The organism is Ideonella dechloratans (assembly GCF_021049305.1).
Lineage (GTDB): Bacteria > Pseudomonadota > Gammaproteobacteria > Burkholderiales > Burkholderiaceae_C > Ideonella > Ideonella dechloratans.
This window is the reverse complement of sequence record NZ_CP088082.1, coordinates 390,578-405,731: the sequence shown is the minus strand read 5'-3', so window position 1 is coordinate 405,731 and position 15,154 is coordinate 390,578. Positions and strand designations below refer to the sequence as shown.

The 15,154-nt window shown below is 72.9% G+C and carries 13 protein-coding genes; 4 read left to right on the top strand and 9 right to left on the bottom strand.

The genetic code is table 11. The features are described 5' to 3' along the window. The first annotated feature begins 15 nt into the window (after positions 1–15). A complete protein-coding gene (locus tag LRM40_RS19805) occupies positions 16–834 on the top strand; it encodes a DeoR/GlpR family DNA-binding transcription regulator (RefSeq protein ID WP_375143071.1) in 819 nt (272 codons plus the stop codon). A 12-nt stretch (positions 835–846) separates the two neighbouring features. On the opposite strand, the gene norR is transcribed toward LRM40_RS19805, so the two are convergent. After that, entirely contained in the window at positions 847–2,409 is a 1,563-nt protein-coding gene (norR, locus tag LRM40_RS19800; protein ID WP_231067867.1) for a nitric oxide reductase transcriptional regulator NorR, read from the bottom strand. Positions 2,410–2,580: 171 nt separating this feature from the next. On the opposite strand from norR, the gene hmpA reads away from it, so the two are divergent. Then, positions 2,581–3,771 carry an NO-inducible flavohemoprotein gene (gene hmpA / locus LRM40_RS19795; RefSeq protein WP_151125100.1) on the top strand — a complete coding sequence of 397 codons (1,191 nt, stop codon included), beginning with the start codon at positions 2,581–2,583 and terminating at the stop codon, positions 3,769–3,771. Then, positions 3,768–4,898 carry an HPP family protein gene (locus LRM40_RS19790; RefSeq protein ID WP_151125101.1) on the top strand — a complete coding sequence of 377 codons (1,131 nt, stop codon included), beginning with the start codon at positions 3,768–3,770 and terminating at the stop codon, positions 4,896–4,898. Before hmpA ends, LRM40_RS19790 begins: the two co-directional genes overlap by 4 nt. Positions 4,899–4,900: 2 nt before the next feature. On the opposite strand, the gene LRM40_RS19785 is transcribed toward LRM40_RS19790, so the two are convergent. The 7 genes from LRM40_RS19785 to LRM40_RS19755 all read right to left on the bottom strand — a co-directional run bounded on the left by LRM40_RS19785 (position 4,901) and on the right by LRM40_RS19755 (position 10,338). Beyond that, positions 4,901–5,404: a DUF411 domain-containing protein gene (locus tag LRM40_RS19785; RefSeq protein WP_151125102.1), complete on the bottom strand. Its 504-nt coding sequence runs from the start codon at positions 5,402–5,404 to the stop codon at positions 4,901–4,903. A gap of 25 nt (positions 5,405–5,429) precedes the next feature. Further along, positions 5,430–6,803 (bottom strand): multicopper oxidase family protein, encoded by a 1,374-nt coding sequence (locus LRM40_RS19780; RefSeq protein WP_151125103.1) that lies wholly within the window; start codon positions 6,801–6,803, stop codon positions 5,430–5,432. Positions 6,804–6,812: 9 nt separating this feature from the next. Beyond that, positions 6,813–8,285: a TolC family protein gene (locus LRM40_RS19775; RefSeq protein ID WP_231067866.1), complete on the bottom strand. Its 1,473-nt coding sequence runs from the start codon at positions 8,283–8,285 to the stop codon at positions 6,813–6,815. A 174-nt stretch (positions 8,286–8,459) separates the two neighbouring features. Then, positions 8,460–8,837, bottom strand: a complete 378-nt coding sequence (locus LRM40_RS19770) for a hypothetical protein (protein WP_151125104.1) — start codon at positions 8,835–8,837, stop codon at positions 8,460–8,462. A 69-nt stretch (positions 8,838–8,906) separates the two neighbouring features. Next, entirely contained in the window at positions 8,907–9,536 is a 630-nt protein-coding gene (locus LRM40_RS19765) for an Lcl domain-containing protein (protein WP_151125105.1), read from the bottom strand. Continuing rightward, positions 9,533–9,943 carry a low affinity iron permease family protein gene (locus LRM40_RS19760; protein WP_151125106.1) on the bottom strand — a complete coding sequence of 137 codons (411 nt, stop codon included), beginning with the start codon at positions 9,941–9,943 and terminating at the stop codon, positions 9,533–9,535. The genes LRM40_RS19765 and LRM40_RS19760 overlap by 4 nt, the downstream gene beginning before the upstream one ends. Before the next feature lie 8 nt (positions 9,944–9,951). Beyond that, positions 9,952–10,338 (bottom strand): YggL 50S ribosome-binding family protein, encoded by a 387-nt coding sequence (locus LRM40_RS19755; protein ID WP_151125107.1) that lies wholly within the window; start codon positions 10,336–10,338, stop codon positions 9,952–9,954. Between the two features lie 135 nt (positions 10,339–10,473). On the opposite strand from LRM40_RS19755, the gene LRM40_RS19750 reads away from it, so the two are divergent. After that, entirely contained in the window at positions 10,474–11,604 is a 1,131-nt protein-coding gene (locus LRM40_RS19750) for a metallophosphoesterase (RefSeq protein WP_151125108.1), read from the top strand. Here the strand turns inward: LRM40_RS19750 and LRM40_RS19745 are convergent. Next, complete coding sequence (locus LRM40_RS19745; RefSeq protein WP_151125109.1) at positions 11,585–15,043, bottom strand: patatin-like protein; 3,459 nt, start codon at positions 15,041–15,043, stop codon at positions 11,585–11,587. The genes LRM40_RS19750 and LRM40_RS19745 overlap by 20 nt on opposite strands. Between the last annotated feature and the right edge of the window lie 111 nt (positions 15,044–15,154).

Here is a 15,154-nt window from a genome sequence, read left to right as displayed (position 1 = left end):
GCGGGCGCCCGAGGCATGCTGCGCGCGCCCGGGCCGTCCTGCGGCATCATCGCGCCCATGCTGCAAGAGGAACGCCACCAGCGCATCCGCGCCCTGCTCGCCAACACCGAGCTGGTGACCACGGAAAGGATCGCGCAGGACCTGGGCGTCTCGCGGGAAACCGTGCGACGCGACGTCGTGGCCCTGGAGGCGCTGGGCGCACTGCGCCGGGTGCATGGCGGCGTGCAGCGCACCGCCGCCCTGCCCGAGCCCCCCCTGCAGCAGCGGGCCCGCGCCCACCTGCTGGAGAAGCGGGCCATCGTGCGGGCCGCGGCCCGGCTGCTGCAGCCGGGGCAGACGGTGTTCATCGACGCCGGCAGCACTGTGTCGCTGCTGGCCGAGGCGCTGGCCTCGCTGCGCGGACTGACGGTGATCACCAACTCCCTGGACGTGGCGCAGAAGCTGGTGGCCGACGACACGGCGGGCCAGACCCGACACCAGGTGCACCTGCTGGGCGGCCAGCCCCGGCCCACCACCGGGGCCACCTACGGCGCACAGACAGTGGCCGCCATCCAGCAGTGGCGGGCCGATTGGGCGATGCTCTCTCCCGTCGGGGTGAGCGCGGAGTTCGGCGCCAGCAGCTACGAGCTGCACGAGGCGGAGGTGGCCCGCGCCATGGCGGGCCAGGCCCTGCACACGGTGATCCTGGCCGACCACAGCAAGATCGGTCAGACCAGCCGCGTGAGCTTCTGCCCGCTGGAACGCATCGACCGCCTGATCACCGACGGCAAGGCACCCCGAGCCCCTGGCCATGCCGCGCTCGCCAGGGCCGGTTGCCCGATCGTGCTGGCCTGAGCCGGCGCCCCCTCAGACCGGCGCCAGCCCCAGCCGGCGCAGCAGGCGGTGGAAGTTGCTGCGGTCCACGCCGGCCTCGCGCGCGGCGGCCGCGGCCACCCCGCCATGGCGCGCCAGCAGGGCCTGCAGCCACTGACGCTGGAAGGCCTCGGTGGCTTCGCGCAGGCTCCGCCCCGCCGGCCCCGGCGTGGACAGGCCCGGCAGCGGCGCGGGTCCGGCCGTCGCCGCCGGTGCCGCCTCGCCCAGGTGGCGGGGCTCGATGCGCACCCAGCGCGCCGCGCGCCCCTGCTCGCCCACCACGCGCAGGGCGGCGCGGCTGATCACATGCTCCAGTTCGCGCACATTGCCGGGCCAGGGCTGCTGCTGCAGCCAGGCCTTGGCGGCCGGCGTCAGGCGCAGGTTGCGCGTGCCCAGACGGTGCTGGTTCTCCTCCAGGAAACCGCCGGCCAGGGCCAGCACGTCGCGGCCGCGCTCGCGCAAGGGGGGCACGCGCAGCGGGTAGACCGACAGCCGGTGGTAGAGATCGGTCCGGAAGCGGCCGGCCGCCACCTCGGCCTCCAGATCGCGGTTGGTGGCGGCCAGCACCCGCACATCCACCCGCAGCAGGCGGTCGCTGCCGGGGCGCTGCACCTCGCCGCTCTGCAGCACCCGCAGCAGCTTGGCCTGCACCGGCAGGCTCAGCTCGCCCACCTCGTCCAGAAACAGGGTGCCGCCATCGGCCAGCTCGAAGCGGCCGGCCCGGTCCTGCAGGGCACCGGTGAAGGCGCCGCGCCGGTGGCCGAACAGCTCGCTGTCGGCCAGGGTGTCGGGCAGGGCCGCGCAGTTGACCTGCACCAGCGGCCGCTCGCGCCGGCCCGACTGGGCGTGCAGGCGCTGGGCCACCAGCTCCTTGCCCACGCCCGTCTCACCCAGGATCAGCACGGTCAGGTCGGAGCCGGCCACCAGGTCGATCTCGTGCAGCAGGGCCTGCATGGCCGGGCTGTGGCCCCCCAGGCTGCGCTGGGCCAGGGTGCTGCGCTGCAGGGCCTGCAGGCGGGCCTGCTCGCGATGGGCCTGCTCGGCCAGCTGGCGGATGGTGCCGGCCGCCTCGATGCCGTCCTGCACCAGCGTCACCAGGGCCTGGCGCTGGGCCGGGCCCACCGGCTCGAAGGCGCCGGCCTGCAGCGCATCCAGCGTCAGCAGGCCCCACAGCCGCCCGCCCACCCGCAACGGCGCGCCCATGCAGTCGTGCACCGGCAGGATGTCGGGCTGCCCTTCCACCAAGCCGTCGTAGGGGTCGGGCAGGCCGCAATCGGCCGCAAAGCGCAGGCCTGCCTCGTCGCTGGCCAGCAGCTGCGCCAGCCGGGGATGGGCGGCCACCGGAAAGGCTCGGCCCAGGGCCTCCTCGCTCAGGCCGTCCACCGCCACCGGCCGCAGCACGCTGCTGTCCTCATCCAGGCGCAACAGGGCGGCCGCATCGCAGCGCACCATGCCGCGCACGGCCGCCAGCAGGGCCGCCAGGCGGGTGCGGTCGGGGTCCGCCGCGCCGGCCGGCGCCGGGGTGGCCGCCGGCAAAGAAGCCGCAAGAGTTGTCATCGTGACCACATTGTGGTGGCGATGACGACACGCTCCCTGTGGTCAAGCTGACAACCCCGCTGAAGGCAGGGAAAAAATGTTCCGTCTGACAGCCACTTGCAAGGACACTCCGGGTTGGCCCGCATCTTGATCTGGCGCAAACATCCATAGCCACCCGAGGAACTGTTCCCCATGCTGAGCGCCCAGACGATTGCCCTGGTGAAGGCCACCGTGCCCGTGCTGCAAGAACACGGCGAAGCCATCACCCGCCACTTCTATCCGCTGATGTTCCGCGAGCATCCCGAGGTGAAGGCCTTCTTCAATGAAGCCCACCAGGCCGGCGGCGCCCAGCCGCGCGCCCTGGCTGGTGCGGTGCTGGCCTATGCCGCCCACATCGACCGCCTGGACGAAATCGCCGGCGCGCTGCCGCGCATCATCCACAAGCATGTCGCCCTGGGCATCCAGCCCGAGCACTACCCCATCGTCGGCAAGTGCCTGCTGCAGGCCATCCGCGAGGTGCTGGGGGCGGCCGCCACCGACGAGATCATCGCCGCCTGGGCCGAGGCCTACCAGGCCCTGGCCGAGGTGCTGATCGGCGCCGAAGCCCAGCTCTACCAGGCCAATGCCGAGCAGCCCGGCGGCTGGCGCGGTGAGCGGGCCATGCGCATCGCCCGCAAGGAAGCCGAGAGCGAGGTCATCACCTCCTTCTACCTGGAGCCGGTGGACGGCGGTGCGCTGCCGGCCTTCCAGCCCGGCCAGTACCTGACGCTGGTGCTGACCATCGACGGCCAGCCCACCCGGCGCAACTACTCGCTGTCGGACGCCCCGGGGCGCCCCTGGCTGCGCATCAGCGTCAAGCGCGAGGACGGCGGCAAGGTGTCCAACTGGCTCCATGACCAGGCCCAGGTGGGCGACACGCTGCAGGCCCTGGCGCCCTGCGGCGACTTCGTGCTGGACGCCCAGGCCCCGGCCGAGCGCCCGCTGGTGCTGGTGACCGGTGGCGTGGGCATCACCCCGGCCATGAGCATGCTGGAGGCCGCCGCCCCCAGCGGCCGGCCCATCCGCTTCATCCACGCCGCCCGCCACGGTGGCTGGCACGCCTTCGCCCAGCGGGTCCAGGCACTGGCGGCCCAGCACCCCAACGTGCAGCCCTTCTTCCTCTACGACGAGCCGCGGCCGCAGGACCGGCCGGACGCCGTGGGCCGGGTGGACGCCGCGCTGCTGGCCGCTCAGTTGCCGGCCGACCGCGACGTGGACCTGTACTTCCTGGGGCCCAAGCCCTTCATGCAGGCGGTGCACGCCGCCGGCCTGGCCGCAGGGGTCGCCCCCGAGCGGCTGCGCTGGGAGTTCTTCGGCCCGCTGGAAGCGCTGCAGGCCGCATGAAGGGTCGCTGGCAGCACTGGGCTCCGGCCCTGAACGTGGGCCGGCCCGAGCGCTGGCGCGCGGCCCTGGGCGCGGGCCTGGGCATCCTGCTGACGGGGTTCACCAGCCACGCGCTGGGCGCCCCGGCCCTGATCGCGCCGATGGGGGCCTCGGCGGTGCTGCTGTTCGCCCTGCCGGCCAGCCCGCTGGCCCAGCCCTGGAACATGCTGCTGGGCAACGCGGTGTCGGCCTGTGTGGGCGTGGCTTGCGCGGCCCTGCTGGGCCACGCCGGCCCGGGCGTGGCGCCGGCGGCGGCCATGGCCGCCGCCCTGGTGGCCATGTTCGCGCTGCGCTGCCTGCACCCGCCGGGCGGCGCCATCGCGCTCACGGCGGCGCTGCAAGGCGCCGGGCCCGGCTTCGTGCTGGTGCCGGTGGGCCTGGAATCGCTGCTGCTGCTGGCCGTGGCGGTGGTCTACAACAACGCCACCCGCCACCCCTATCCGCACCGCCCGCCGGCGCCGGCGGCCGACCACGGCACGCGCGACCTGCCGCCGCGCGAGCGCCTGGGCTTCACCCGCGAGGACCTGGACGCCGTGCTGCGCCAGCAGGACCAGGTGCTGGACGTGGACCCGGACGACCTGGCCGAGCTGCTGCACCAGACCGAGCAGCGCGCCTTCCGGCGCCTGCAGGGCGAGGTGCGCTGCGCCGACATCATGTCGCGTGACGTGGTGACGCTGGACTTCGGCACCCCGCTGCAGGAGGCCTGGGACACGCTGCGCCAGCACCGCATCCACGCCCTGCCGGTGCTGGACCGGGGCCGACGCGTGGTGGGCATCGTGACGCTGACGGACTTCCTGCACCACGCCGGTCTGGACGGCCCGGTCTCCCTGGGCGAGCGCATCCGCACGCTGCTGCGCCCCAGCGGGCGCAGCCACAGCCTGCACCCGGAGGTGGCCGGTCAGATCATGACCCACCCGGTTCGCACGGCCCCGGCCGACCTGCACGTGGGCGAGCTGGTGCCGCTGCTGTCGGACCGCAACTTCCACCACCTGCCCATCGTGGACGAGCGTCAGCGCCTGGTCGGCATGGTCACCCAGTCCGACCTGGTGGCCGCGCTCTACCACATGCGGGCCACGGCCACCCCCTGAGCTCAGCCGCGCCGGCCGGCCGGCTGCGGGTAGCTCGCCCAGACCGTCTCTCGGCCCTGGGCATCCACCAGCAGGACCTGGTAGGGATCGTTGCGGCCCGGCACGTCCATGCCGGGCGAGCTCGGCGGCATGCTGGGCACGGCCAGGCCGACGGCCTGCGGCCGGGTGGCCAGCAGGCGCTTGACCTCGGCCGCCGGCACATGACCCTCCACCACATAGCCGTCGACCAGTGCGGTGTGGCAGCTGGCGAAGCGATCGGGCAGGCCGTGCTGGCGCCGGATGGCGCCGGGGAAGTCCACCTCGTGCAGCGTGACCTGGAAGCCGGCCGCCCGCATGTGGTCGGCCCAGGCGCCGCAGCAGCCGCAGGAAGGGTTCTTGTAGACCTGCACGGTGGGCAGCGGCGCAGCGGCCCGCACGGGGCGGGCGACACCGGCCAGGGCCAGCAGGCCCAGGCCCAGCAGATGGCGACGGTCCAGGACAGGACGGGTCGCGGTCGTTTGCTTCATGGTCGTTCTCCGGTTCGGGGGGCGTTCAGTGGTCCATGGGCATGTCGGCCCCGGGCTTGTGCACGTGCATCGTCTGCGCATCGGCCGGCGGGGCTGGGGCGCGGGTGGGTTCGGGCAGTTCGGCGGTGTACTCGCTGGCCAGCGTGCCGGCCGGGTGGCGGTACCAGCCCGGGTCGCGGTGGTCGCCGGGCTTCAGGTCGTCACGCACCTTGACCACGCTGAACATGCCACCCATGCCCACCGGGCCGAAGGGGCCCTGGCCGGTCATCATCGGCAGGGTGTTGTCCGGCAGCGGCATCTCCATCACCGCCATCTCGTGCATGCCGTGCTCGCCCATGGCCATGTAGTCGGGCACCAGGGCGGCCACCTTCTTGGCCAGCGCCTTCTGCGCCACGCCGATCATCGTGGGCACGCTGTGACCCATCGCGTTCATCGTGTGGTGGCTCTTGTGGCAGTGGATGGCCCAGTCGCCGGCGACGGCGTCGAACTCGATGGCCCGCATCTGGCCCACGGCCACATCGGTCGTGACCTCGGGCCAGCGCGCCGCGGGCGGCACCCAGCCGCCGTCGGTGCCGGTCACCTCGAAGTGCGGGCCGTGCATGTGGATCGGGTGGTTGGTCATCGTCAGGTTGCCCACCCGGATGCGCACCCGCTCGCCGCTGCGGGCCACGACGGGATCGATGCCGGGGAAGGCCCGGCTGTTCCAGGTCCACAGGTTGAAGTCCAGCATGGTGTTCACGCGGGGCGTGGCGCTGCCGGGCTCGATGTCGTAGGCGTTCAGGATGAAGCCGTAGTCGCGGTCCACCCGGTGCTGGCGCGGGTTCTTCGGGTGCACGATGAACAGACCCATCATGCCCATGGCCATCTGCAGCATCTCGTCGGCGTGCGGGTGGTACATGAAGGTGCCGGCGCGCTGCAGCGTGAACTCGTACATCCAGGTCTTGCCCACCGCGATGGGCGGCTGGGTCAGGCCGGCCACGCCGTCCATGCCAGAGGGCACGAGGATGCCGTGCCAGTGCACGGTGGTCGGCTCGGGCAGCTTGTTGGTGACGAAGATGCGGATGCGGTCGCCCTCCACCGCCTCGATGGTCGGGCCGGGGCTCTGGCCGTTGTAGCCCCACAGCTGGGCGGTCATGCCCGGGGCGATCTCGCGCACCACCGGCTCGGCCACCAGGTGGAATTCCTTGACGCCGTTTTTCATGCGCCAGGGCAAGGACCAGCCGTTGAGCGTGACCAGGGGCTGGAAGGGCCGGCCATTGGGCGGCGGGGGCGGCACCTGGGTCTCGGGCGAGGTCTGGGTGGCGGCCTCGGGCAGCAGGGCGGCGCCGGCGCGGCTGACGGCGGCCGCGCCCAGCAAGGTGGCGCCCGCCGTGCGGAAGAAATCTCTGCGTGCGGTCATGGCAGGCTTTCAGTGGCCCGCGGCCGCGCTGGCCGGGGCGTCGTTGAGGAGGGTGGCGGCCAGGTCGGCGGCATCGGTCGCGCGGGCGGGCACGCCCGCCAGGGCGGCCTGCAGCCGGGCATCGGCCAGCCAGAAGGCACGCTGCGCGGCCAGGGCCTGGCCGGCGGCCATCGCGCGGCTGCGGGCGTCGTCCAGCAGCTCGTTCACACCGATGAGCATGCCGTTGTAGCGCAGCAGCATCTCGTCGGAGATCTTCTGGCGCAGGGGCAGCAGTTCGCGGCTGTGGACCTGGGCCGCGTCGTAGGCGCTGCGGTAGGCCGCGTAGGCCTCGCGCACCTCGGAGCGGGCCTCCAGCGCCACCTGGGCGGTACGATGCAGGGCCTGGCGGTAGCGGGCCTCGGCCCCGGTGCGGCGGGTGCTGCCGAAGTCGAACAGCGGCAGCTCCAGCGTCAGCTCGGCGCCGCGCTGGGTGGGCTCGCCACGGGCGTGCTTGTCCTGCACCCCGGCCTCCAGCACATTGACCCAGCTGGTCGCGCGGGTCAGGCCCAGGTCCTGGGCGGTGGCCTCGGCGGCGTGGCGGGCCATCTGCACGTCCAGACGCTGGTCGATGGCGGCCTGCTCGGCCTCGCTCAGGCTGCGCGGCTGGTCCGGCAGCGCGGGCAGATGCTCCGGCAGGCTCAGACGCGCGGCGTCGGCATCCAGTCCCAGGGCGCGCACCAGGCGCTCGCGGGCGGCCAGGGCGTCCTGCCGGGCCTGGGCCCCCTGCAAGCGGGTCTCGGTCTGGAAGGCCTGTTCGCGCAGCTGGGTCAGCGCCGGCACGTTGCCGGCCTTGGCCATGGCCTGGGCCAGCTCGGCGGCGGTGTCGGCCACGGCCTGCAGGCGCTGCTGCAAGACCCACTGCTGCTGCGCGGCCACCGCATCCACCCAGGCCTGGCGGGCCGCCAGGCCCTGGCCCACGGCGGCCACCGCGGCCTGCCACTGGACGCTGCGCCACTGGCGCTCGGCCACGCCGTCGCGCGCCGGCCAGGCCAGCCAGCCCAGCAGATCGATCGTCAGCGACCGATCCACCTCCAGCAGCCCGCCTCCGGCCAGGCGGCCCAGGCTGATCGCCGGGTTGGGCAGGCGCCCGGCGCTCACCCGCTCGGCCTCGGCCTGGGCCAGTTCGTCGAAGCGGGCCTGCAGCCCGGGCTGCTGGATCAGCGCCAGCTCGACCGCCTGGTCCGCGCCCAGCGGCCGGGCCAGCAGTTCGCGCACACGGGCCTGCACGGCCTCGGGCGAGGTGTCGGCGCCGTGGGCCTGCGGCCGCTGGCCAAGGCTGGCCTGGGTCAGGCGGCTGACGTCGTCCATCCCGCCGTTACCGGAAAAGCTGGCGCAGCCGGCCAGCACGGCCAGGCTCAGGGCGGACAGGGACAGGCGCAGCCCGCGGGCACGCCGGGTGGGCGGCAGGCACACAGCCCGCCCCACAGGTGACATGGTTTGCATGGAGTTCCCTCTGGCTCATCGGTGCGGAACCCGAAGACACGAACCTCGGGGGACCGACCGAAGGCGCGACCGGGGTCGCGTTCGACTTCTGCGCCGCAGGGCCTGCATGCCCACAGGACCGCGGCGCGCACGGCAGACAGGCGCCGGTGGTGACCCACCGGGCGCCCGATGCGTTCAGGCCGACCTGGGGGGACGTTCCTGGGGATCGCCGAAGAAGGCCGGCGCGGGCACCGCCAGGGGCGGGTAGCGCAAGGAGACGATGGGCATGGCGCCGGGCAAGGGTGCCGGCACCGTGGGCATGACGGCCAGGCAGCAGGCCCCCGCGCTGGCGTGGCACAGGGTGGAGGCCGGTTCGCTGCTGCGCCAGACCGGCGTCTGGGCCTGGGCTGACGAAGCCGCGGCATGCATCGCGCAGGGCGGCTCCTGCGGCGCCACCGCAGCGGCGGCCATCGGCGCCGGGCCTTGCCCCGGGGCCGGCATCCAGGCCCAGGCTCCCCGCAGCGGCAGCAGCAGGGTCAGCAGCAGGACGAAGAGGACGCGCGAAAAGGTCACGATGTCTGAACTGTAGACCTTCCCACGGGGGCAAGGTCAAGCCGGGGCTGCGGCCCCATCAGGGTGTGATCAAGGCGCGGATGGGTAGAGCAAGCGCACCAGGTGCAGGGTGCGCTTGGGCTCCTCGCTGGACTCGCCGGCCGCCAGCGGGTCCATGGCCCAGGCATGCAGAAAGCGCAGCTGCACCGTGTTGTCGGCGTTGCGACCGCGCTGGATGTTGCCGTAGTTGTAGGGGTTCACCGCGGTCTCGTCGATGACCGAGGTGGCACTCCAGCACGGGCCACGGGGTGACTGCGGAAACAGCGTGGGGACCAGCTCGGGCACCTTGGCCAGGCGGTTGGCCAGGCGGCGCAAGTCCGCCACATGGGGCAGACGCCAGCGCTGCGAGACCCCTTCGCGTTCGCGAACGGCCAGCTGCATGGCCGCATCCTGGGTCACCCGGTCGGCCTGACCGGTGCACTGCCGGCCCGTCCAGCGCATGCCGTGCACGCAGCGCGCCCACACCAGGCCGGTGGTCTGGTCCAGCACGCCGGCCCCGTCGTCCACCAGGGCGAAGCGCGCCTCTTGCAACGCCTGGTGCAGGGCCTTGTCGTCGGCCGCGTGGCCGCTGCCCCAGCCCACCGCCAGCACCAGGCCCAGCACCAGCCCAAGTCCCCTGGCCGTCCGCCGCCTGTCGCGCCATGTCAGCAAGCCGCTCATGCCTCCGGGGTGTCCGTGTCCTTGAAACCCTCGCCCAGCTCGCGCCGGGCGCTGCGGGCCAGCCCCAGGTAGCGCTGACGGAAGACTTCCAGCGTTTCCTCCTCCAGTTCCTCCAGGTCCAGCAGGGCGTTGTGGGCCCCCTTGGTGGCCCGGATCAGCTCGTCGAGCTTGATCTGGATGGCCTCGGTGTCGCGGTTCTGGGTGTTCTGGATCAGGAACACCATCAGGAAGGTGACGATGGTGGTGCCGGTGTTGATCACCAGCTGCCAGGTGTCGCTGTATTGAAAGATGGGGCCAGTGACGATCCACACCAGGATGACCAGCAAGGCCAGGATGAACACGCGCGGGCGGCCACAGAAGCGGGCCGCCGCCTTGGCGAACCGCGAATACCAGGCATTCGGGTGCATCGGGATCCTCATGTCTTGCGTCCCCGGGCCGGGGCCGGGGCATACCAGGCGTCCTCCAGCGGACCGACGACCACCCGCTCCACGCCCGGGCGGGCCTGCAGCCAGTCGCTCACCGCGACGCGGTCGTCCTCGGTGGCCGAACCGCTGCCAAAGCGCATCACGAAACCCTCTTCGCGGCCGCCATAGGCCAAGCCGCGGGGCCCGATCAGCTCGCCGAGGAATGCGTCCCAGAACTCGTCGCAAGCCTTGGAACTCAGCGCCGGATTCAGGCGGATGCTGACCGGAAAGCCGACCTCCTGGAACGCGCCAATGCGCAGCTTCTTCTCCAGCCGCCGGCTGCGCTGGCGAACAGGAGGCGGCAGGGGCTTGTGGGTGCTGTGGGGGCGCTGAACCATAGCAGGGCTGCTCCGGGAAGAGTCCTGGGACGATTGTGCCTGCTCGCCCCCCGCCCGGCGCGTTCAGGCCCCGGCCCCGCCAGGAGCGGCCGCGCTGCCCTTGATTCAGGGCAATTCAGCCCCATCTAAAGAAGAATGATCCGTCTGACGCTGCCGACCCTGTCGGCCCTGCTGCACGCCTACATGGGCTGGCGGCTGTTGCCCGCCCTGCCTGGCTCCTTGGCCGTGAGCACGGCGATCCTGCTGCTGCTCTCGGCCTGGCTGGTGCCCCAGGGGCTGGGCCAGCGCGGCCATGGCAGCGCACACCGGGGCCTGACCATCGCCGGCCTGGTGGCCATGGGCTGGATGTCCTCGCTGCTGGTGCTGACCCTGCTGCGCGACCTGCTGCTGGGCCTGGCCACCGCGGGTCACGCCCTGGGCTGGTGGGCCCTGAACACGGCCACCTTGGCCACGGGCTCGGCCGGCACGGTGCTCAGCGGGGCCCTGGCCCTGACGCTGTGGGGCGCCTGGCAGGCGCGCCGCATTCCGCCGGTGGTGACGGTGGACGTGCCCATCGCGGGCCTGCCGGCCGGCCTGCAGGGCTTCACCATCGCCCAAATCAGCGACATCCACGTCGGCCCCACCATCCGCCGCCCGCAGCTGCAGGCCATGGTGGACGCGGTCAACGCCCTGCAGGCCGACGCGGTGGCCATCACGGGCGATCTGGTCGACGGCTCGGTGGCCCAGCTGGCCGAGCATGTGGCGCCGCTGGCCGACCTCAAGGCCCGCCACGGCGCCTTCTTCGTCACCGGCAACCACGAGTACTACAGCGGCGGCAGCGACTGGGTGGCCGAGGTGGAACGCCTGGGCGTGCGGGTGCTGATGAACGAGCACGTGACGCTGCAGCACCAGGGCAGTCCGCTGGTGTTGGCCGGCGTGGCCGACTACACCGCCCACCATTTCGAGCCCAGCCACCGCAGCGACCCGCAGGCCGCCCTGGCCGGCGCCCCAGCCCAGGCCGGGGCCAAGGTGCTGCTGGCCCATCAGCCGCGCAGCGCCTTGGCCGCCGCGGCGGCCGGCTTCGACCTGCAGCTCTCCGGCCACACCCACGGCGGCCAGTTCTGGCCCTGGGGCTGGTTCGTGCCGCTGCAGCAGCCCTTCGTGGCCGGCCTGCACCGGGTGCAGCAGATGTGGATCTACGTCAGCCGCGGCACCGGCTACTGGGGCCCGCCCAAGCGGGTCGGCGCCCCCTCGGAGATCACCCTGCTCAGACTGGTGGCGGCCTGACGTCGCCGACCGACCCCGCCGGGTCGTCCGATTCATCCGTCCCGTCCGGTCCGCCATCGGCCGGGTCGTCGCAGAGGCTGCCCATGCCATCGGCCAGGCCCGGCACGGTGCACATCAGGGTGGTGGGCCCCAGCTGCCACAGGGTCCAGCCGCCCACCGCGGCCAAGCCGGCCAGCAAGAGGGCCAGCAGCGCCACCACGGCCTTCAGCCGGCCGGTGCGCCGCACCATCATGTCACCAGTGAGGGTGGTGGCCAGGTGGGCCACGGCGGTGAGGGCCAGGGCCGCCAGCGCGAAGTCGCGCGTCCCCGTCGCGGCCAGCAGCCAGGCGCCCAGCAACAGGAGCACTTCCACCGCGTAGAGCAGCATCAGGCCGTGCCGCACCACGGCCGTGGGCAGGCTGCCCGGCAGCGACACGGCCAGCAGGCCCTGCAGCGCCAGCCCGCCGCGCGTCAGCCAGACGGCCCGGCTGGCCTGCATCCGCTGGCGCTGCTCCAAGTCCTGCAGCAGGCGACCGGTGACGGTGACCGCCCGCGCGGCGTTGTCCAGCATGCGCGGGGTGTCGAGCTGGCGGTTCACCTCGTACTGCCCGGCCACATAGGCCAGCAGGCCACCATCGCCCAGCACGGCCTTCAGGGCCTGGGCGGTGCGCTGGCCTCGCGCCGCGTCGTCCGGCCCCAGCTGCTGCCACAGCGCACCGAAGGCCTGCTGCAGCGTGGGCTGGCCCTGGGCCAGCAGGGCCTGCGCAAAGCGCTGCACCAGCTCGTCATAGCCTTCGGGCGCCATCTCCTCGCGCAGGATGGCGCGCTGGGCCTGGGCCAGCAGGGTCTCGCGCAGCCGGGTGTCGCTCTCGCCCGGCAGCAGGGCCGCCAGCAGGCGCTCGGCGCCGTCCAGCCGGCCCCACATGATGTCGTTGCGGCGCCAGCGCGCGTCCAGGAAGCCGCCGAAGTGGAACAGGCTGTCGCCGGCCAGCTTGCGCCGCCCGCTGCCCGGGGCCACCAGGCTGGGGGCGTCCTCCGGACTGACGCGCAGCACCTCCACCGTCGAGGGCTCGCCGGTGCCGGTGTCGTAGTAGAGGGGGAAGGAGGCCTGGTCGTACTCGTCGAAGCGCAGGTAATACTCGGCCAGCAACGCGCGCAGGGCCGTGCCCACCGGGCTGTTGAGCGCGGCGTCATCCCCGGTGTCGGCCACCGGCTGCAGCGCCACCCGAACGCGCTGGCGCCCCCCCTCCTCTCGGGCCACCAGGCGGGGCTGGCCCAGAAGCTCGCGCACCAGCAGCGCGCTGGCGCGGCGCTCCTCGGAACGCCGGGTGTAGCGGCGGAACTGGCCGCCCAGCGTCTGCAGATCCTCCTCGAGCAGGGCCTGCAGCCGGGTGCGCCGGCCGGCACCGGCCAGCCGGAACAGGGCCTGGGCGCGGGCGAACACGTTTTCCTGCAGGGTGAGCTGCGGGTCCAGCGGCGGCAGGCGCTGGCCTGCGACGGACACGGCGGCGCCGGTCTCGTCGGGCAGGCTGTCCAGCGGCGGGTCCAGGGCCTCGCCCATCAGCAGCTTGAGCAGCCGCTGGAGCTGACGCCGCTCCTCCTCGCTGCCCAGGCTCGGCCGCTGCTCGGGCCCTGGCCAGCAGGCCTCGCGCAACTCGCCCAGGGCGCGGGCCAGGCCCTGGCGCAGCTGCGTCAGCGCCGCCCCGAGGGCCGGGTGGCGGGCCAACTCGGCGGGATCGCCGTGGCGCTGCAGGCGCTGACGCAGGGCCTCGTCGGCATCGCCCAGGCGGCCGGCCGGGTCACGCAGCGCATGCACCAGGCGGCCGAGCTGGTGCGTCTTACGCAGCAGAAAGCCCACCCGCCGCAGGCGGTAGCCCAGGTCGTAGGTTTCCAGGAAGGCGTTGACCGAGGCACTGCGTTCGGACGTGGCCTCTTCCCGGTGCTCGAAGTAATGGGCCTCGCGCCAGGCCCGCACCAGGGCCCGCATGGCGTACTGCAGGTCGGCATGACGGTCCACGCCCCAGCGCATGGCCAGGCGGTCGGCCAGGTCGTCGCTGACCGTGACCAGGCGCAGGCGCCGGTAGGGCAGGAAGGCCGCGCCGTAGTAGGTGATCATGTCGCCCAGATCCAGGGCCGACCAGTCTGGCACCTGGCCGTCCTGGTCCAGCAGCACGCGGGCGAAGGGCTCTTCCTTGAGCGTCTCGACGTCCAGCTCGACCCGGCGGACGATGCGTTCGACCCGCTCGATGCGGCGGTTGCGCTTGAGCACCGCCTCCAGGTCCTCGCGGATGGTCTCGTACTGCGGGATGCGGGTCAGGGCGTCGACCGCGTTCTCCAGCGCATCGGGCTTGGCATCGAAGACCTGGCGCTCGCGCTCGGGGTGGTCTGGCGTGGGCTCGACATAGATCAGCTTGCGCTCCATCGGCAGGGCCGAGAGCCGCCAGGACAGGGCGTCCACCACGTAGCTGAAGGGCTTGTTGTCCAGGTAGCCGCCGTCCCCGAAGGCTCGGCGCTGCCACTGGCCGCTGGCGAGGTCGTCGGCCGACAGACCCTTGAGGTAGCCGCGCCAGGCGCTGACCTCCAAGCCGCCCCCGCCCGGCCGCAGCCGGGCCAGGCGCAGCGCATCGTCCACCGACATCGGCTCGAAGGCGAAGGGGAAGGACGAGGTGCAGCGCGCCGCAAAGGCCAGGAAGGGGGTGAGCTCGGTGCGGAAGTCGCTGTACAGGGTGCGCCCGCCCGCGCCGCGGTACTGCAGCTGCATCACCTGCTTGTGGCGCTTTTCGTAGACCACCTTGTCGGCCAGGCGCAGCGGCACCACCGCGCCGCGGATGTCGGTGGTGGTGACGAAGAGGTCCAGCTCGTCGGACAGGGCCGACTCGTCCTGACCCACCGGCGGCACGGCCTGGGCCATGTCCTCCATGGCCTGCAGCAGCTTGAGGTACATGCGGTCGCTGTTGAGCAGCGACTGCGGCGCACCCTCGCGCTTGGCGAACTCGATGCCCTCGTAGGAGGCCTTGTCGTTGATCAGGCGGGCGATGTCGCCCTCCTGCACCCACAGGGTCTTGAGCGGCGCGAAGGCCTGGCCCTGGGCCAGGGCCTTGGCCAGGAAGATGCCGTTGATGCCGCCGGCCGAGGTGCCGGAGATGACATCGACCACAAAGCGCACCCGGGTGTCGCTGTCGGGCGGATCGCCGGCGGCAAAGGGGTCGGCCCCCTGCCCGTCCAGGTGGGCCAGGTAGGCGCTGCGCAAGGCCGGGTCGCGCAGCAGCCAGGACAGTCGGCGGTAGACCGCCCGGGTGCTGCCCTCGGGCGCGGGCACGTCGCCCCGCTTGGGTGTGGCACAGGCCAGCTCGTAGAGCTCGTTGGCCACGCCATTGATGTAGATGGCCAGCGCCACGCCGCCGTACATGACGAGCCCGAAGCGCACCTCGCTCGCATAGTCCGGCCGGGTGTCCGCCATGGCTGCTCCCCCTGTGTGTGTGGTGTGGTGTCTGGCGCTGCATCATGCAGCAGCCCGGCCGGACGCGCGAGCACGCCGCTCAATCCTGCGGGGGATGGCGGCGCGGGCTCC